The following is an 18127-nucleotide window of genomic DNA, read 5'->3' as shown; positions in this document are numbered from 1 at the left end:
CTATCCCGAAATCTGGCGCGTCTCCGGTTTTTCCCGGAAGCGCGCAACCTCGGCAACATCACTCTCGGCTTCCAATGTCAGCATCAGAGAATGCAGCTGTTCCACATCCCTCAGCTCGACATTTATCATCAGTCGGTAAAAGTCTGGTTTCCGATCTGAAAATTCAAGATTGGAAATATTGGCCTTTTTCTCCCCAATCAATGTGCAAATTCGTCCCAGGACACCGGCATCATTGCCAATGGTCAGCTCCAGCGAGACGCCATAGGCCGCTGCATGGGTGCCACTGTGCCAATGCACATCCATCCAGCGTTCGGGCTGGCTCTCAAAGGAGACCAGGCGATCGCAATCAGCCGCATGCACCACAACCCCGCGGCCGCGGTAGGTGATACCGATGATGCGCTCTCCGGGTAGCGGTTGACAGCAGGGCGCGCGTTCAAAGCTCTGCCCAGCCTCCAGGCCGATGACCGCCCGCCGAGGGGAAACCACCTCGCCTTCTTGCAGGGTAAGTTCGGGATAGACCGCCTGCACCACGTCGTGGGTGGTGATTTCTGCCGCCCCAAGCTGCGCCAGCAGCTCATTCACCGTATCGATCCGCAGCGCCCGCGCTGCTGTTTCCAGCGCCTTGTCGGTGGCCTTGCGTTCCACATGTTCAAAGGCAGAGCGCGCGAGTTCGCGCCCGAGTTTCACAAAACGCGCCCGATCGGCCTCGCGCAGGGCGCGGCGAATGGCGGTGCGCGCCTTGCCAGTGGTGGCGATTTCCAGCCAGCTCACCTGCGGGCTTTGACCTTCGGCGGTGATCACCTCGACCGATTGGCCATTGCGGATACGCGTCCAGAGTGGCACCCGGATGCCATCAATCTTGGCCCCAACGCAGGCATGGCCGATGCGGGTATGGATGGCATAGGCAAAATCAATCGGGGTCGCCCCCTTGGGCAGTTTGGTCACATCACCCTTTGGGGTAAAGCAGAACACCTGATCGGAATACATCTCCAGCTTGACCGCCTCGAGGAATTCATCGTGGTCTTCCTCGGCGTCAAACTGTTCGGTCAACGAGGCAATCCATTTTGCCGGGTCCACCGCAAAGGGGTTCTGCGAGCGCACGCCATCACGATAGGACCAATGGGCCGCAACCCCGGTTTCCGCCACATCATGCATCTGCCGGGTGCGAATCTGCACTTCGACCCGCTTGCCATCGCGACCGGATACGGTGGTATGGATCGAGCGGTAACCATTGGATTTTGGCTGGCTGATATAGTCCTTGAACCGTCCCGGCACCGCCCGCCAGCGCTGATGGATACAGCCAAGCGCGCGATAGCTATCTTCTTCACACTGGGTAATTACCCGAAAACCGTAGATATCAGAGAGCCGCGAAAACCCCTGATCCTTGGCCTGCATCTTGCGCCAGATCGAATAGGGTTTTTTGGCGCGGCCAAAGACTTCGGCCTCAATCCCGGCCTTGTCCAGTTCGGTGCGCATATCGCCAGTGATCCGATGGATCACATCGCCAGTTTCACGCTGCAGGGTGACAAAACGGCGGATGATCGACTGGCGGCCCTCTGGGTTCAGTACCTTGAAGGCCAGGTCTTCCAGTTCTTCGCGCATCCACTGCATGCCCATACGGCCCGCAAGCGGCGCGTAGATATCCATGGTTTCGCGGGCTTTTTGCGCCTGCTTTTCCGGGCGCATCGCCTTGATGGTGCGCATATTGTGCAGCCGGTCAGCCAGCTTGACCAGAATGACCCGCAGGTCCTTGGACATGGCCATAAACAGTTTGCGGAAATTTTCCGCCTGTTTTGTCTCGCGGCTGGACAGTTGTAGATTGGTAAGCTTGGTGACGCCATCGACCAGTTCCGCCACCTCATCGCCAAAGCGCGCGGCCACCTCTTCATAAGAAGCCTTGGTGTCTTCGATCGTGTCATGCAACAGCGCGGTGATGATGGTGGCATCATCCAGGCGCTGTTCGGTCAACAGGGCGGCAACCGCTACGGGATGGGAAAAATAGCGTTCACCAGAATGGCGAAACTGCCCATGGTGCATCTCTTCGCCATAGGCGAAGGCCTCTGCGATCTTATCTGCATTGGTCTTGGGATTGTAGTTGCGGACCAGGGCAATCAGGTCTTCAGGAGTAATCATATCCGGTCCGCAGCCTCAGATCGGGAGTGCCGATATCAGCCCTGCCCCTGGGCCTCCATAAGGGCACGCAGAAGTTTCTCTTCTGACATATCGTCATCGGCCGGCTTGTCGCTTTCAGCACCCATCAGCAGAGCCATTGAATCTTCTTCTGGCTCATCGACTTCGATCTGATTTTGGTTATTTTCAATCAGACGTTCGCGCAGATCATCGGCGCGCTGGGTTTCTTCCGCGATTTCGCGCAGCGACACGACCGGGTTCTTGTCATTATCACGCTCAACCGTGAGCGCTGCTCCGGCGGCGATTTCACGGGCGCGATGGGCCGCCAGCATGACCAACTCAAAGCGGTTTGGTACTTTATCTACGCAGTCTTCAACCGTTACGCGGGCCATAGGCGACTCTCCAAAATCAGTGTGGGTCCGGAAGAGCGACTTTTACGCCCTAATCTTTTTGTTGACAAGCGACTAAAGTGGCTGAACCGCCTCTAGTTCAGATTTTGGCAGCGCTGCACAGAGTTCTGACGCTGTTTTGCCCAGCACAGGGTGGCGCCAATCCGGGCAAACGTCACACATTGGCACCAAAACAAAGGCCCGGTCCTGCAATCGGGGATGCGGGAGAATCAGTTCAGGCGGCGTCTGACGCATCTGTAATTCCAGCGGCAAATCAAGCCAATGCTGGTACTCGGACGGGCTCGGCAGCACAGAATCGCCGTGGGCAATCAGATCCAGATCCAAGGTCCGCATCCCCCAGCGCTGTTCCCGCTGACGTGCAAATTTTTGCTCAACCGTCTGTAATTGATGCATTAAAGATGTAGGTTTTAGATCCGTATCCAGTACAAGCGCCGCGTTCACATAGTCGGGTCCCGCCCCAGCCGGAAAACAAGGGGTTTGAAAAAGCCGGGAAACTTGACATATTTCCCCCATAGAGGGAATAATTTCCTCAATTGCAGCCAATAGTATTTCGCGCGGCAACATTCCGCCCAAAGGCAAGTTACCACCCAGTGCAATGATCGCTTTTCGACGTAAAATGGTCACTTTTGACCCCATTTAGGAAACCCCGTATACTTGAAGCAGGTGCCAAAGTACTTACAATATGTCCACCTGTTTCGCCGCATCAAATCCACTCACGGACTATTTGGCGCAAACGGATTTACCAGAAGGACACTTTAGGATGTTTTACAAAGACGAACGGCTTGCGCTGTTCATAGACGGTTCAAATCTCTACGCTGCCGCCAAGGCGTTGGGTTTTGATATCGACTACAAGCTTTTGCGCCAGGAATTTATGCGCCGGGGAAAGATGCTGCGGGCCTTTTATTATACGGCTCTTCTCGAAAATGATGAATATTCCCCCATCCGTCCGCTTGTTGATTGGCTGCATTACAATGGCTTCACCATGGTGACCAAGCCAGCCAAGGAATACACCGACAGCATGGGCCGCCGCAAAGTCAAAGGCAATATGGATATCGAGCTGGCCGTGGATGCCATGGAACTGGCACCGCACGTGGATCACATCGTGCTGTTTTCGGGTGATGGGGATTTCCGCCCGCTGATCGCCAGCCTGCAGCGTCAGGGTGTGCGGGTCTCTGTGGTCTCGACCATCCGCAGCCAGCCCCCGATGATCTCGGATGAACTGCGCCGCCAGGCCGATAATTTCATCGAACTGGAAGAGCTGAAAGATGTCATCGGTCGCCCGCCACGAGAGTATGCCGCTGATACGCGGCCTGTTGCTGCCGCACCAAGCACCTAGGCAAATTCTCTGGTGCCGCAAACCAGGGTGCCAGAGCTGCTCAAGAGGAATGTGATACTGCGGCGCGGTATCCGCCCACGTGTCGCTTCAAGCTATATCTTCCAAAGGTCCTCGACCCGCCACACTCACCTTCGGGCGTGTTGAGGGCCTTTTGAGGGGGCAGGACCTCCCTGCCACCGATGAGACGCGGCTTAGACCCAGATCATGCCAGAGAGACGATTAGCCTCTGTGGCCTATCGCCCAGCGCCGAGTTTCATCGCTGACATTCGGCGTCGGGAGCTGCTGGCGGATCACGGCCTCCAATCCGGCGATTGTTATCGGCTTTGACACAAAGGCATCCATGCCTTCTGCCAGGCATTTCTCGATCTCGGACTCCTGAGCATTCGCTGTCACCGCCACGATAGGCGTATGGCGCAGGCCCTGCTCTGCCTCGATCTTGCGAATGGCCCGGGTCAGCTCGAACCCGTCCATAACTGGCATCTGGCAATCCGCCAGAATCATATCATACCGTCCCCTGATCCAGGCCGAGAGGCACTCTTCCCCATCGCGCGTCAGTGTCACCTCGCAGTTCAGTAGGGCCAGTTGGCTCTCAATCACTGCGCGGTTGATTTCATTGTCTTCTGCCACCAAAATACGCCCGCCTGGCAGGTCCTGCGTAGCAGACGGGGGGGCCGCCTGGGTCCTGGCCGCGGTCTGCTGATGACCCCGCCCTGCCAGCACCTCCAGTGCCTCCCAGAAGTCACTTGGAAGCACGGGCTCGGATTGAACAACCACCCAGTGAGAGCTTATCCGTTCCTGCAGCATCGCATCCCCGGCGTTAAATTCCAGAACCTTCAGATCCGGCAGCTCTTTTTGCAGGCGCGTGCGACACCAGACATCCTGCTGATCCCCATCTTGCGGGACTGGCAAGACAAAGATTGCCCCGCCGCCGACCAGCCGCGCCTGCGCTAGCCATTCATCCCGGCTTGCCACCCATTTCAAGTCACAATCCGCAGCCAGAACATAGGCCGGCCAGCCACAGTCCTGTCCCACCACCGGCATCATCGCAATGACTTTGGTGCCCGCCAACCGTGGCGCCTTGATCGGCCCCGACGGCTCCTGCACCGGCAGCCGCACGGTAAAGCGGCTTCCCTCTCCCAGCTTGCTATCAACCGAAATCGTGCCGCCCATCTTGGCCACCAGTTGCTGTACGATCGTCAACCCCAGGCCATTGCCCTTGATCATCCGTTTGGGCATCATCGCAGAGCGTTCAAACGGCGCAAAGATCGCCTCTTGGACCTCTGGCTCGATGCCGATACCATTGTCTTCGATCAGGAAATCTATCCAGCCCGGCTTGCGAATTTCAACGCGCAGCCCAACCCTGCCCTCATCCTCGCCTTCCATTGGTTCGGAAAACTTGATTGCATTGCCCAGCAGGTTGAGCAGGATCTGACGCAGCCGCCCGGCATCCCCCGTCAGCGTATCCGGCAAATCCGCCTGAACAGAGAGCGACAGGGCCACCTGCATCTGGCTTGCATGCGGGCGCAGGGTGGCCGTCGCCCCTTCGATTAGCGGCAACAGGCGCATCGGCGCCTCAAACAGCTCCATCTTGCCGGCCTCTATCCGGGACACATCTAGAATATCGTCGATTATCCACAACAAGGAGGTCGAAGAATCCTGGATGGTATTCAAAATGCGCCGCTGCTCCAGCGATAGCTCGGTGCGCCCCAGCACCTCTACCATGCCGAGGACCCCGTTCATCGGGGTGCGGATTTCATGGCTCATCGCGGCCAAGAAGTCGCTCTTGGCCTGGTTCGCCTTGGCTTCCTCCTGATGCGCTTCGAGCAGATCGTCGCTATAGCTTTCAGCCATTCGCCCGAAGGCCATCATTTCAACGATGAAGATGGTGAAAATCGTGACCAGAATCCCCCCCGACAGATAGGGTGCGTATGCCTCATCATTCAGCACCGGCGGGCCGAAATAATCATACCCCAGATAGCGGCTCAGAATCCAGCAGGACAGGGCGCTTGCCAGCAACAGATAGATCGCCGTTTTTTCGCGCCGCATGGAAAAGGTCATGAAAGGCCCGCCCAATAGAACGGCAAAAAAGAACTCTGCATTGCTGTTCTCTGGCATGGAAAACACCGCTCCCATCACCGCCACGAGGCTAATCAGATACCACAGCACACGCGCCAGCAGAGTATAGCGGGTCTGGAGCAGAACCAGCGCGACAATGCAGCCGGTGAAGGCCACCACCGCGTTGAGCACCACGATAGGCGCACCCAAGTAAAACCCGACAGTGATCCAGGCGATGGCGAGCGCGATAACCGCTCTGCAGGTTATCCGCACCGTGCGAAACCGGCGCTCCATGGTGACCTGATACTGACGGTCCATAAATTTCTGCTTGCCGGTACTGGTACCTCTGCCGACCTGGTTCAACTCTTCCGGCACACAGCTTCCTAACATCTCGTCAACCATACGATCTACTCTCAACCAATTCCCAAGTCAGGCCCAGACCTAATGCAGACCAGAATCGGCCGTTAACCGACCCTGAACCAGAGCCGTTAAGATATCCCTTTTCTTCTGATAAATAGCGGCATCCCAACTTGGCCCAGCGCCTGAGCCCCGCCAGACCCGCGCATTAAACTGCCGCCACAAGACTGGACCTTGCGGCGGCAAAGCCTTACCTCTGCCCACAAGGAGACGCCGATGACCAAACCTGCCCTCACTCTCTATCTTGCTGCGCCGCGCGGTTTCTGCGCCGGTGTGGACCGCGCCATCAAGATTGTGGAACTGGCGCTCGAAAAATGGGGCGCTCCGGTCTATGTGCGCCACGAGATCGTACATAATAAATTTGTCGTCGATGGGCTGCGGGCCAAGGGTGCGGTCTTTGTCGAAGAGCTGGAAGAATGCCCCGAAGACCGGCCAGTCATCTTTTCTGCCCACGGGGTGCCCAAATCGGTGCCCGCCGCCGCCGAAGCGCGCCAGATGGTCTATGTCGATGCCACCTGCCCGCTAGTCAGCAAGGTGCATATCGAAGCCCAGCGCCATGCAGAACAGGGGCTGCAGATGATCATGATCGGCCACAAGGGCCACCCTGAAACCATCGGCACCATGGGCCAGCTGCCTGCGGGCGAGGTGCTTTTGGTGGAAACCCCCGAAGACGTCGCCCAGGTCGAGGTCCGCGATCCGCAGCGTCTGGCCTACGTGACCCAGACCACCCTCTCGGTCGATGACACCAAGGGCATCGTTGCCGCCCTCGAAGCGCGCTTTCCGGCCATTATCGGCCCCCACAAGGAAGATATCTGCTACGCCACCACCAATCGGCAAGAGGCGGTGAAGGCCGTAGCGCCCAAATCCGACGCCATGCTGGTTGTCGGCGCGCCCAATTCGTCCAACTCGCGGCGTTTGGTCGAGGTTGGCGCCAAGGCGGGCTGCCAGTATACTCAACTGGTGCAGCGGGCTGAAAACATCGACTGGCGCGCCCTAGAGGGGATCTCAAGCGTGGCCATCACCGCCGGAGCATCGGCGCCAGAGCTGCTGGTGAATGAAGTGATCGACGCCTTTCGCGTCCGATTTGATGTCTCGGTCGAGGTGGTTGAAACTGCGGTTGAACGCGTTGAATTCAAGGTGCCTCGGGTGCTGCGTCAATCAGCAGACACATCGACCGCCCCCCCTGCGTAACCCGCACAGCGCCGTGCCTGTCTGTCTGCATGCTCCCCTGGCCTTGCTGCAAGCCAGCAGGATCGTGAAAGCTTTGGCACCGCCGCCTGTTTACGGCTGCGCCGCTTGCACCTAGGCTACGGCCAACGCCCTATTGGCCAAACGCGCATCAAAAAGGGATACCCTGATGATTTCGACACAGTTTCTGATGACCGCCCTTGTGGTTGTTCTGGCCCCCGGCACCGGTGTTCTCTACACGCTTGCACTAGGGCTTGGCCAAGGGGCGCGCGCCGCAATCTGGGCCGCTCTGGGCTGCACCCTTGGTATCCTGCCCCATCTCATCGCTGCGACGCTGGGACTGGCTGCGGTACTGCACAGCTCGGCTGTCTTGTTTCAGATCGTCAAAACCCTCGGGGTGCTATACTTGCTTTATCTGGCCTGGCAGGCACTGCGCGCGGGCGGAGCGCTCAGCATCACCTCGGAGGCAAAGCCGCAAGCACGCCTGCGCATTGCCCAACGCGGCGCCCTGATCAATATCCTCAACCCCAAATTGTCGATCTTCTTTCTGGCGCTCTTGCCGCCGTTTCTGACGGGAGATCCCGCATCCGCAACACTTGAAATGGGCGCGATGGGCGCGATCTTCATGGCGCTCACCTTTGTGGTCTTTGTGCTCTATGGGGTCTTTGCCGCCCAGGCACGGCAATTTGTGCTTGGCTCTGAAACCGTGGTGACCTGGCTCAACCGGGGGTTTGCCGCCATTTTTGCAGGTCTTGCCGCCCGCCTAGCCCTGGAACGCGCCTAGAGGCCCGATGATGAGCGATCCCGAAACCCTGCAGGTATATGACACCCGCGCAGCGGATTATGCCGCCAGGAATCGCGATCACCTGTTACAGGACCCGCGCCTGCAAAGCTTCATTGCTGCCTGCCCCGCAGGTGGGCGCGTGCTGGATCTTGGCTGCGGCCCCGGCACCTCGGCCCAGGTGATGGCCAAGGCGGGATTGCAGGCCGATGCCATGGATGCCTCGGGCGAAATGGTTGCGCTGACCAATGCCCAAGACGGTGTCACCGCTTGGCAGGCAACGTTTTGCGACCTCGCACAAGACGCCATCTATGATGGGGTCTGGGCCAACTTCAGCCTGTTGCACGCCCCCCGCCAGGACCTGCCACTGCATCTGGCGGCGATAAAACGCAGCCTCAAACCCAAAGGTGCCTTTTATATCGCGCTGAAGCTGGGTAAGGGCGAGGCCCGCGACACCCTAGGGCGGCTTTATACCTACTACGAGGAAGATGAATTGAAAAATCTGCTCAAGACTGCCGGGTTTACCGTGCTGGATTGTTCTTATGGCAAGGGCAAAGGCCTGGACGGCAAGATGGCCCGCTGGATTTCGGTGGCTACCCATGGCTGATCTCTATGCCTATACCGATGGTGCCTGTTCCGGCAATCCTGGCCCCGGCGGCTGGGGCGCGCTATTGCGGGCCATGGATGGCGATACCGTAGTCAAAGAAAAAGAACTGAAGGGCGGCGAGGCCAATACCACCAACAACCGGATGGAGCTTTTGGCGGCGATCAATGCCCTGGAAAGCCTGGACCGACCCTCGACGCTGACCGTGGTGACCGACAGCAACTATGTGAAAAACGGCATCACCGGCTGGATTTTCGGCTGGAAGAAAAACGGCTGGAAGAACGCCGCCAAAAAGCCGGTGAAAAACGTCGAGCTTTGGCAACGCCTTGATGCCGCCCAAAACCGCCACCAGGTCACCTGGGAATGGGTCAAGGGCCACGCAGGCCACCCCGAAAACGAACGCGCGGATGAGCTGGCCCGCGCCGGCATGGCACCCTTCAAAAAGAGCAGATCCAAAGCATGACTGACGCGCCAGGGATCACGGAGAGACAGCCATGACCCTGGTCACCCTGTTGGACTATGCCTCGGTTCTGGTCTTTGCCCTGACCGGGGCGCTGGTGGCCAGCCGGGCGCAGCTGGATATCGTCGGCTTTGCCTTCATTTCCTGCCTGACGGCGGTAGGTGGCGGCACCCTGCGGGATCTTTTACTGAACCGCGAGCAGGTGTTTTGGGTCGATGATCCCAATTTCATCCTGCTGGCATCCGGTGCGGCGGTGGTGGTGTTCTTCACCGCCCATCTTGTCGAAAGCCGGATGCGCTGGGTGATCTGGCTGGACAGTTTTGCCCTTGCTATCGCGGTTTCTGCCGGCACCGGCGCGGCCCTGTCGATGGACAAACCCGCCGTCATCGTCGTCTTGATGGGCATGGCCACCGGAAGCCTTGGCGGTTTGATGCGCGATGTGGTGGTGGGAGAGGTCCCCCTGGTGCTGAAACAGGGCGAGCTATACATTAGCTGCGCCATGATCGGCGCCATTGTCGCCGTTGCCGCAATCTCACTTGGCGTCACGTCGGGGCTGGCGCTTATTCTCTGTGCAGGCGTGTGCTGGGGATTGCGGGCGGGCTCTATCGCTTTTGGCTGGCATCTGCCTGTCTACAAAAGCCGCCCACCGCGCAGCTAGGTCAGTCCAGTTGGGCCAGTGCCGCTAGCGTTTGAGATAGAGCTGCCAAAGCCAGATCAGCACCAGCGCCCCCAGAACCGCGCCCACCAGCCCGGCCATCATCCCCATCACCGCCAGCAGCATCCGTAAAACAAGCCCCCCAATCAGTGCGCCCGCGATGCCAATCACCACAGTGGTGATGATATCCATCTCAAGCCCCATGATCCGTGTTGCCAGAAAGCCTGCCGCAGCGCCGATGATGATCAGAAAGATAATACCCATGAAAGCTCTCCCTCAGCGACGCCAGTGGAACGGCACTATGATCAGCGCACCGATAGAGGACAAGATGGCGTTCACCCCCGGCGATGCAAAGCCAAGGCCGAACATGATCCGCACAAAATAAAACAGAAAGGCACCGCCGATACAGATGATGATCGACGCCAGATAGCCATTCTGGGTAAAGCCGGTTTTTTCGGCAATATAGCCGGTGATCCCGGCGATCACCATGGTTCCCATCAGGGCTAAAAACATCGCCGCGCTCTCCTTACAGCTGACGACCATTTTCCAGCGGAAAGCCCAGCACAAATATTTCGCGATCCTGCGCGCCTTTGCCAGCCCGTTGCAACCGCAAAAGCTCAATCGCGCCAGCACCATCGCCCGTGCCACAGGCAATGGTCAGGCTATCGCCATCCAGCACCTGCCCCGGCTGGCCAGTTCCGGTCGCCAAACGCGAGGCCAGCAGCTTGACCCGCTGACCGTCAATTTCCACCCAGGCACCGGGAAAGGGTGACAGCCCGCGGATCTTGCGGTCGACTTCCTCGGCGGGCTGGGTCCAGTCGATCTGCGCCTCAGCCTTGTCGATCTTGGCAGCATAGGTCACGCCCTCATCGGATTGCACCTGCGGCGACAGCCCATCAAGATGGCCAAGCGCGGTGACAATCAGCGAGGCCCCCATATCCGACAGGCGATCATGCAGCTGGCTGGTGGTCTCTTCTGCACCAATAGGGGTGCCTTCGCGCAGCAGCACCGGGCCGGTATCCAGACCTGCCTCCATCTGCATGATGCAGACGCCGGTTTCCTCATCCCCTGCCATGATCGCGCGGTGAATGGGGGCTGCGCCGCGCCACCGCGGCAACAGGCTGGCATGAATATTCAGGCAACCGCGTTTCGGCGCATCCAACACCGCCTGCGGCAGGATCAGCCCGTAGGCCACAACCACCGCAACATCCGCCTGCAAGGCCGCAAAGGCCTCTTGTTCGGCCGCGCCCTTCAGCGATACCGGATGGCGCACCTCAAAGCCCAGTTCAAGCGCGCGGGCATGCACCGGGGTAGGCCGATCCTTCTTGCCGCGCCCTGCCGGGCGCGGGGGCTGGCAATAGACGGCGGCGATGTCATGTCCCGCTGCAACCAGCGCGTCCAATACCGGCACCGAGAAATCCGGCGTTCCCATAAAGATGATGCGCATGGTGCTGCTCCCTGGCCTTTAGCCGTTCAATTTCTTGGATTTCTTTATCAGCATGTCACGCTTCACCTTGCTGAGGTGATCAAAATACAGCTTGCCGTTCAAGTGGTCGATCTGATGCTGTACGCTGGTGGCCTCGATGCCAACAAAATCGCGTTCCGTCATCGCGCCGGTTTCATCCATGTAGCGCACGGTGACGGCACGCGGGCGTTTGATCTTGGCCGAGACACCAGGCAGATTGGGACTGGCTTCTTCGTGCTCGCGCAACTGGGTAGAAGCATGCAGCACCTCGGGGTTGGCCATACGCACAGCGCGGCCACGTTCCTTGGAGCCATCCACCACCGCAAGACGCAGCATCACCCCGATCTGATTGGCACCAAGGCCAACGCCGGGCATCGCCTCCATCGTGTCGATCATATCCTGCCAGATCTGGCGGATTTCATCGGTGATTTCATCCACCGGGGCCGCCGCAGTCCGCAAGCGTTTGTCGGGCCAGGGCAGGCAGATACGTGCAGTCATGCAGAGTTCTCCAGAGTGCGGCGATAGGTGTCTTCGGCCTCGGCGCGGGTCGCAGGGGCCAGCCGGTCAAAAGTGACAAGCCCATCAAGGTGGTCATATTCATGCTGAATGCAGCGGGCGGCAAAGCCATCAAAGCGGCCCTGCTGCCAGGCGCGCCCAGCGTCCTGCCAGCGCAGTGTCACAGTGGTGGGGCGCTGCACCGCCACAAGCAGGCCTGGTATGGACAGGCAGCCTTCGTCGCCGGGCTGCTGGGCCTCGCCGAAAGACAGAATTTCGGGATTGATCATCACCAGCGGCGTCGCCTCGCCCTCTTTCCAGCTGACATCCATCACGAACAACCGTTTCAACACCCCGACCTGCGGCGCAGCCAGGCCGCGCCCCGGCGCGTGATACATAGTGTCAAACATATCCGCGATCAGCGCTGTCAGATCCTCATCGCCCACCGGGGCGCAGCGGGTAGACAGGCCGGGATCGGGCCACTGAACGATCGGCAAGAGCGCCATCCCCGTCAGCCTCGCGCCATTTCGCGTTTCAGCTTTTGCATCTTGCGCGTGATCATCTGCCGTTTCAGCGGCTTCAGGTAGTCGATGAACAGCTTGCCTTGCAGATGGTCGATTTCATGCTGGACACAGGTGGCCCAAAGCCCATCAAAGGTCTCGCGCTGCAGCTTGCCGTTCCGGTCCAGCCACTGCACCTCAACCTCTTTGGGGCGGGTCACTTCGGCATATTGATCGGGGATCGACAGGCAGCCTTCCTCATAGACGTTTGTCTCGTCCGAGGCGGCGATGACTTCCGGGTTGAACATCACCAGAGGCTTGGCCGCGACACCCTCTGCCTTTTCGCAATCCAGCACGATCAGGCGATCCAGAATCCCGATCTGCGGCGCAGCCAGGCCAATGCCGGGGGCTGCATACATGGTTTTCAGCATGTCATCGGCCAGCAGGCGCAGTTTATCCGACAGATCCGGCACCGGGGCGCAGACCTTTTTCAAACGGGGATCGGGATGGATCAGGATCGAGTGTTTCATAGGGGTGATTTAGGCCATTGCCCCTATCACTGCAACGGTTAGGCACCGCAGATCCCTGCCCGCCGCCCAAAAAGTACCGCACGCGCCACGCCATCGCGGGCCGAAGGCACAGATCCGCTTGCACACGGCGCGTTTGCCGCTAGCTTCGCTGGAAACAACCGGAGGATCTCATGGATTTTGACAGCATCATTGACCGTCGCGGCACCTACTGCGCCAAATGGGACTATATGGAGAGCCTCTATGGCGTCTCTCCTGATGATGGGCTGGCGATGTGGGTCGCGGATATGGATTTTGCAGTGCCACCCATGGTCACAGACAAAATGCGCGAAATGGCCGATCACGGGATCTATGGCTATGTCAACTGTGACACCCCCTACAAGGATGCGATCCGCTGGTGGATGCAAAATCGTCATGGCTGGACGGTCGCGCCAGAGGCGATCTTTACCACCACAGGCCTGGTGAACGGCGTTGGTATGTGTCTGGATGCCTTTACCCGGCCCGGCGACGGCATCGTTCTGTTTACGCCTGTCTATCACGCCTTTGCCAAGGTCATTAACAATGCCGACCGCGAAGTGGTCGAATGCCAGATGATCAATAATAACGGCCGCTATGAAATGGATATGGCAGCCTATGACGCCCAGATGACCGGCAAGGAAAAGATGGTCATCCTCTGTTCGCCGCATAACCCCGGTGGCCGCGTCTGGACCCAGGAAGAGTTGCAGGCAGTGGCGGATTTTGCCAAACGCCATGACCTGATCCTGCTGTCGGATGAAATCCACCATGATCTGGTGTTTGATGGCGCAACGCATATCCCGATGCAGAACGCGGTCCCCGAGATCACCGACCGCTTGCTGATGCTGACCGCACCGTCCAAGACCTTTAACTTTGCCGGGCTGCACACCGGGCAGGTGATCATCCCCGACCCCGATCTGCGGGAAACGTTTCAGCGCCGCATGCTGGCGCTGGCTCTGGCGCCAAATTCAGCCGGACAGCTGGCCACCACAGCGGTCTATTCGCCCGAAGGTGCCAAATGGGCGGATGAGCTGGTCGCCTATATCGATGGCAACCGTCAGGTCTTTGATGCCGCTATCGCGGAAATCCCCGGCCTCAGCGCGATGAAGCTGCAGGCGACCTATCTATCCTGGGTTGATTTTTCCGGCACCGGGATGAGCCGGGAAGAATTCACCAAACGGGTTGAACAGGGTGCCGGCATTGCTGCCAACCATGGCACCACCTTTGGCACCGGCGGCGAGACCTTCCTGCGCTTCAACATGGGCACCCAGCGCAGCCGCGTGATCGAGGCAGGCGAACGTCTGGCCCGGGCCTTTTCAGATCTGCAGTAAAACATACAAAGCCCTGCCAAACAAAAGACCCGCAGCCATCAGACTGCGGGTCTTTTTCATTCTGGCCTAGGCCTGTGCAACACAGATTAACGCGCTGTCGTTACCCGAGACGGCTTTCGGCGCCCTCATTGCCCAGCAGACCTACCGGCGCATCCGGGGCGCGGTAGAAATCAAGCGGGGCGCTGGCCGCCGCTGCGGTCGCACGCTTGAACTCATAGCGCATTTCACCGCCCTCGGCCTCGGAGGCAACGATCAGGCACTGCGATACATGGCGCGCCCCATCGTAAATATCGACCAGCCCGCGCAGCTGCGGCACAAATGCCTCTTCGACAGAAAAGCCAGTCTTCCAGGTGCGCAGCACCGGGAAATAGCCACCATCGACAGCCACCCGCAGGCGGCTTTTCCTTTTCAGGCCCGAAACGCGCGCAGCATCCAGCGCCTCTTGTACAGCTTTTGGCACATAGGTGGTCATGGCAGTGGCCCTTTTTGCAAGTGATCGAGCGATGGAGAATCGCGTCGGGTCGGCTGTGTCTTTCCCCTCTGAAGGTGACTTGAAAATGGATAAAATCAAGTGAACATTTTGAGACAACCGCACCACCTGCGTGCAACACCCAGGTGTGATGTGCGCCGATGCAGAGCCCCTGCGCGACCACAAGCCTAGGCCTGAGCACCAGCTGCGCCTATCTGTGATGACAACGACGATGCACCGACGGGCCCGCCCACAGTTGAGGAGAGATGCGTCCATGGGACTTTTGATTGACGGGATCTGGAAAGATCAGTGGTATGACACCAAATCAACCGGCGGCGCCTTTGAGCGTTCCAAATCGCAGTTTCGCAATTGGATCACGGCGGATGGCAGTGTCGGCCCCAGCGGCAAGGATGGTTTTCAGGCCGAAAGCGGGCGCTATCACCTTTATGTCTCACTGGCCTGCCCATGGGCCCATCGCACCCTGATTTTTCGCGCCCTGAAAGGGCTGGAAGATCATATCTCGGTCTCGGTTGTGCATCCCGACATGCTGGGCGACGGCTGGACCTTTGCGCGCGACGACCATGGTGCCACCGGTGATCATCTGTTTCAGTCCGACTATGCGCATCAGATCTATACCCGTGCGGATCCGAAATATTCCGGCCGCGTCACCGTCCCGATCCTCTGGGACAAGCAGCGCGGTACCATCGTGTCAAACGAAAGCGCCGAGATCATTCGCATGTTCAATTCGGCCTTTGATGACATCACCGGCAACACCCGTGACTTTTGGCCGGAAGAGCTGCGCGAGCCAATCGAAGCGGTCAATGCGCGCGTCTATGACACGGTAAATAATGGTGTCTACAAATGCGGCTTTGCCACCAGCCAGGAGGCCTATGACGCCGCCGTGGGGCCGCTCTTTGACTCGTTGGACTGGCTGGAGGATCTGCTGTCGCAGCATCGCTATCTGATGGGCACAGAACTGACCGAGGCAGACTGGCGCCTGTTCACCACACTGCTGCGGTTTGATCCGGTCTATCACCTGCATTTCAAATGCAACAAGAAGCGGATCATCGACTATCCCAATCTCTGGGCCTATTGCCGCGAGCTGTATCAGACCCCTGGTATTGCCGACACCGTGGGCATGGCCCATATCGTGCGCCACTATCACTACAGCCATGACACTATAAACCCCTACCGCATCATTCCGGTGAACCCGGATATCGACTGGATGGCCCCGCATAATCGCGGCTAGGCTCCGCATAATCGCGGCTAGGCTCCGCCCTAGAACGGCCCGACAGAGCTGTCTTGCCTTATGCTCCGGCCTGTTTCATACCCGCATGGCACACTCGCGATATGCGATGGTGATGATAGCAGGTCGGAGCCTTATTCATGTCGGCAAAAACGTCTGAAGCCAGGATAGAAACCGGCGCCACACAGCGCGACCATGGTGGCAACCTAAGCGCCGCCATCACCCAATATGGCGGTCCGCGCGCGAATTGGATTGATCTCTCTACCGGGATCAACCCCGCCCCCTATCCGCTGCCGTCTTTCTCTGCCACAGATTGGACCGCCCTGCCGGACAGTGCCGCCAATGAGGCGCTGCAACAGGCCGCGCGGCAATTTTGGTCGGTGCCCGACGGGGCTGCGGTTCTGCCCGCACCCGGTGCTTCGGCGCTGATTGCCCTGCTGCCCGGCCTTGCCCCTGCGGCACAGGTCAGGATCGAAACGCCCAGCTATAACGAACATGCTGCGGCCTTCGCGCATCATGGCTGGTCCCTCTCCGCGGCGACACCAACCGCCGCGCAGGTGGCCGTGCATCCCAACAACCCCGATGGTCGTATGTGGCGCGAGGCGGAACTGGATGCGCCGTTCACCATCATCGACGAGAGCTTCTGCGACGTCTGCCCCGATCAGAGCCTGATCCATATGGCCGAGCGCCCCGGTGTGGTCGTGCTGAAAAGCTTTGGCAAATTTTGGGGCCTGGCCGGGATGCGGCTGGGATTCGCCATTGGCGATCCGGCTTTGATCCAGGCGCTGGCGCATTTGCAGGGACCCTGGGCCGTCTCTGGCCCCGCGCTCAAGACAGGGATCAAAGCCCTGCAGGATCACAATTGGGCCAGGCAGACCCGCCGCAACCTTGCCCGCGATGCGATGCGCCTGGATCAGCTAGCCACCCAGCGGGGCGCCCGGCTGGTCGGCGGCACCGACTTGTTCCGCCTCTATGAGGTGGACAAGGCCGCCGCCTGGCAGAACCGTCTGGCCAAGGCCCATATCTGGAGCCGCACTTTCCCCTACTCTGAAACCTATATCCGTCTTGGCCTGCCGCCCACTTCCGGCTGGGATCGGCTGGAGGCCGCGCTATGAACACCGCCGAAATTCTGCTGTTGGCGCTCTTGCTCGATGCCCTGCTGGGAGAGCCAGACTGGCTCTGGTCGCGGTTGCCGCATCCGGCGGTCTTGATGGGCAATTGCGTCACCTGGCTAGACACCCGGCTGAACGCTGGAACGGCCACACGCGCCAAGGGGGTGCTGGCCGCCGGCAGCCTGCTTGGGCTGGGCTTGACCCTAGGCTGGCTCCTGTCGCTGTTCGGCCCATTTGTCGAAGTGCTGATTGCCGCCATTCTTTTGGCGCAGCGCTCGCTGGTAGAGCACCTGCGCGCCGTGGCCGAAGGGCTGTCACAATCGCTGGCCAAAGGCCGCGCGGCGGTGGCGATGATCGTCAGCCGCGACACCGAGACCATGACCGGACCACAGGTTGCACGTTCCGCAATCGAGAGCGGCGCGGAAAACATGTCGGATGGTGTGGTCGCACCGGCCTTTTGGTTCTTGCTGGCCGGGCTGCCGGGATTGCTGGCCTATAAGATGATCAACACTGGCGACAGCATGATCGGGTATCGCAATACCCGGTACCGCGATTTTGGCTGGGCCACGGCGCGGCTGGATGATCTGGTCAACCTGCTGCCCGCACGACTAACGGCAGTGCTGATGGCGACGGTCGGCAGCTGCCTGCGTGACTGGCCTGCCATTGGCCAGGATGCAGCCAAGCACCGCTCGCCCAATGCCGGCTGGCCCGAGGCTGCCATGGCGCGCGCGCTCGGGCTCTCTCTGGCCGGGCCGCGATCTTACGATGGCGAAATGCGCAACTTTGCCTGGGTCAATGCGGCCGGCACCAAGAGCATAACCGGCCCTGCCATTCGGCGCTGCTGCGATGTGCTTTGGCAGACCTGGGCCCTGGGGCTGGGGCTTCTGGTTGCTTTTACCGTCATCTTTTAGCACATACATTGCTTTAGAGC

The 18127-nt window shown here is 59.4% G+C and carries 21 protein-coding genes; 10 read left to right on the top strand and 11 right to left on the bottom strand.

The genetic code is table 11. The features are described from left to right. The 3 genes from LRK71_RS16465 to folK form a co-directional block, all read right to left on the bottom strand. A complete protein-coding gene (locus LRK71_RS16465; protein ID WP_232405026.1) occupies positions 1 to 2133 on the bottom strand; it encodes a RelA/SpoT family protein in 2133 nt (710 codons plus the stop codon). A 35-nt stretch (positions 2134 to 2168) separates the two neighbouring features. Then, the gene (gene rpoZ / locus LRK71_RS16460) at positions 2169 to 2522 is read right to left on the bottom strand and encodes a DNA-directed RNA polymerase subunit omega (protein ID WP_232405025.1); all 354 of its coding nucleotides are present in this window, start codon (positions 2520 to 2522) and stop codon (positions 2169 to 2171) included. 72 nt (positions 2523 to 2594) lie between these two features. Then, positions 2595 to 3164: a 2-amino-4-hydroxy-6-hydroxymethyldihydropteridine diphosphokinase gene (gene folK, locus LRK71_RS16455; RefSeq protein ID WP_232405024.1), complete on the bottom strand. Its 570-nt coding sequence runs from the start codon at positions 3162 to 3164 to the stop codon at positions 2595 to 2597. Positions 3165 to 3300: 136 nt separating this feature from the next. Here folK and LRK71_RS16450 point away from each other — a divergent pair, with 136 nt between their 5' ends. After that, a complete protein-coding gene (locus LRK71_RS16450; RefSeq protein WP_232405023.1) occupies positions 3301 to 3876 on the top strand; it encodes a LabA-like NYN domain-containing protein in 576 nt (191 codons plus the stop codon). Positions 3877 to 4095: 219 nt separating this feature from the next. Here LRK71_RS16450 and LRK71_RS16445 read toward each other — a convergent pair whose 3' ends face one another. Continuing rightward, entirely contained in the window at positions 4096 to 6333 is a 2238-nt protein-coding gene (locus LRK71_RS16445; protein WP_232405022.1) for an ATP-binding protein, read from the bottom strand. A gap of 231 nt (positions 6334 to 6564) precedes the next feature. Here LRK71_RS16445 and ispH point away from each other — a divergent pair, with 231 nt between their 5' ends. From ispH to LRK71_RS16420, 5 genes are all read left to right on the top strand, one after another. Next, positions 6565 to 7539: a 4-hydroxy-3-methylbut-2-enyl diphosphate reductase gene (gene ispH, locus LRK71_RS16440; protein WP_232405021.1), complete on the top strand. Its 975-nt coding sequence runs from the start codon at positions 6565 to 6567 to the stop codon at positions 7537 to 7539. 166 nt (positions 7540 to 7705) lie between these two features. After that, complete coding sequence (locus LRK71_RS16435; RefSeq protein WP_232405020.1) at positions 7706 to 8320, top strand: LysE family translocator; 615 nt, start codon at positions 7706 to 7708, stop codon at positions 8318 to 8320. A gap of 10 nt (positions 8321 to 8330) precedes the next feature. Next, on the top strand, positions 8331 to 8924 hold the full coding sequence (locus tag LRK71_RS16430; RefSeq protein WP_232405019.1) for a class I SAM-dependent DNA methyltransferase: 594 nt from the start codon (positions 8331 to 8333) through the stop codon (positions 8922 to 8924). Continuing rightward, positions 8917 to 9384: a ribonuclease HI gene (gene rnhA / locus LRK71_RS16425; protein ID WP_232405018.1), complete on the top strand. Its 468-nt coding sequence runs from the start codon at positions 8917 to 8919 to the stop codon at positions 9382 to 9384. The genes LRK71_RS16430 and rnhA overlap by 8 nt, the downstream gene beginning before the upstream one ends. Positions 9385 to 9415: 31 nt before the next feature. Beyond that, positions 9416 to 10039, top strand: coding sequence for a trimeric intracellular cation channel family protein (locus LRK71_RS16420; RefSeq protein WP_232405011.1), 624 nt, complete (start codon positions 9416 to 9418; stop codon positions 10037 to 10039). Between the two features lie 24 nt (positions 10040 to 10063). Here the strand turns inward: LRK71_RS16420 and LRK71_RS16415 are convergent, their stop codons facing one another. From LRK71_RS16415 to def (LRK71_RS16390), 6 genes are read right to left on the bottom strand one after another with little or no spacing between them, the layout of a single operon-like run. Continuing rightward, on the bottom strand, positions 10064 to 10300 hold the full coding sequence (locus LRK71_RS16415) for a GlsB/YeaQ/YmgE family stress response membrane protein (protein WP_232405010.1): 237 nt from the start codon (positions 10298 to 10300) through the stop codon (positions 10064 to 10066). A gap of 12 nt (positions 10301 to 10312) precedes the next feature. Further along, a complete protein-coding gene (locus tag LRK71_RS16410; protein WP_232405008.1) occupies positions 10313 to 10549 on the bottom strand; it encodes a hypothetical protein in 237 nt (78 codons plus the stop codon). 13 nt (positions 10550 to 10562) lie between these two features. Beyond that, positions 10563 to 11483 (bottom strand): methionyl-tRNA formyltransferase, encoded by a 921-nt coding sequence (fmt, locus tag LRK71_RS16405; RefSeq protein ID WP_232404999.1) that lies wholly within the window; start codon positions 11481 to 11483, stop codon positions 10563 to 10565. Positions 11484 to 11501: 18 nt separating this feature from the next. Beyond that, positions 11502 to 11999 carry a peptide deformylase gene (def, locus tag LRK71_RS16400; protein ID WP_232404997.1) on the bottom strand — a complete coding sequence of 166 codons (498 nt, stop codon included), beginning with the start codon at positions 11997 to 11999 and terminating at the stop codon, positions 11502 to 11504. Further along, positions 11996 to 12502, bottom strand: coding sequence for a peptide deformylase (def, locus tag LRK71_RS16395; RefSeq protein WP_232404995.1), 507 nt, complete (start codon positions 12500 to 12502; stop codon positions 11996 to 11998). The genes def (LRK71_RS16400) and def (LRK71_RS16395) overlap by 4 nt, the downstream gene beginning before the upstream one ends. A 5-nt stretch (positions 12503 to 12507) precedes the next feature. Continuing rightward, positions 12508 to 13026 carry a peptide deformylase gene (gene def / locus LRK71_RS16390; protein WP_232404993.1) on the bottom strand — a complete coding sequence of 173 codons (519 nt, stop codon included), beginning with the start codon at positions 13024 to 13026 and terminating at the stop codon, positions 12508 to 12510. A gap of 170 nt (positions 13027 to 13196) precedes the next feature. Here def (LRK71_RS16390) and LRK71_RS16385 point away from each other — a divergent pair, with 170 nt between their 5' ends. Next, positions 13197 to 14369, top strand: a complete 1173-nt coding sequence (locus LRK71_RS16385) for a MalY/PatB family protein (RefSeq protein WP_232404991.1) — start codon at positions 13197 to 13199, stop codon at positions 14367 to 14369. A 100-nt stretch (positions 14370 to 14469) separates the two neighbouring features. Here the strand turns inward: LRK71_RS16385 and LRK71_RS16380 are convergent, their stop codons facing one another. Then, on the bottom strand, positions 14470 to 14841 hold the full coding sequence (locus tag LRK71_RS16380) for a hypothetical protein (RefSeq protein WP_232404990.1): 372 nt from the start codon (positions 14839 to 14841) through the stop codon (positions 14470 to 14472). Between the two features lie 271 nt (positions 14842 to 15112). Here LRK71_RS16380 and LRK71_RS16375 point away from each other — a divergent pair, with 271 nt between their 5' ends. The 3 genes from LRK71_RS16375 (at position 15113) to cbiB (ending at position 18107) form a co-directional block, all read left to right on the top strand. Continuing rightward, entirely contained in the window at positions 15113 to 16087 is a 975-nt protein-coding gene (locus tag LRK71_RS16375) for a glutathione S-transferase family protein (RefSeq protein WP_232404988.1), read from the top strand. 137 nt (positions 16088 to 16224) lie between these two features. Further along, the gene (cobD, locus tag LRK71_RS16370; protein WP_232404987.1) at positions 16225 to 17199 is read left to right on the top strand and encodes a threonine-phosphate decarboxylase CobD; all 975 of its coding nucleotides are present in this window, start codon (positions 16225 to 16227) and stop codon (positions 17197 to 17199) included. Then, on the top strand, positions 17196 to 18107 hold the full coding sequence (cbiB, locus tag LRK71_RS16365; RefSeq protein ID WP_232404984.1) for an adenosylcobinamide-phosphate synthase CbiB: 912 nt from the start codon (positions 17196 to 17198) through the stop codon (positions 18105 to 18107). The genes cobD and cbiB overlap by 4 nt, the downstream gene beginning before the upstream one ends. Positions 18108 to 18127 lie beyond the last annotated feature (20 nt).

It is taken from the genome of Pseudophaeobacter flagellatus (assembly GCF_021228235.1).
GTDB lineage: Bacteria > Pseudomonadota > Alphaproteobacteria > Rhodobacterales > Rhodobacteraceae > Pseudophaeobacter > Pseudophaeobacter flagellatus.
This window is presented reverse-complemented; position numbering and strand designations above follow the sequence as displayed.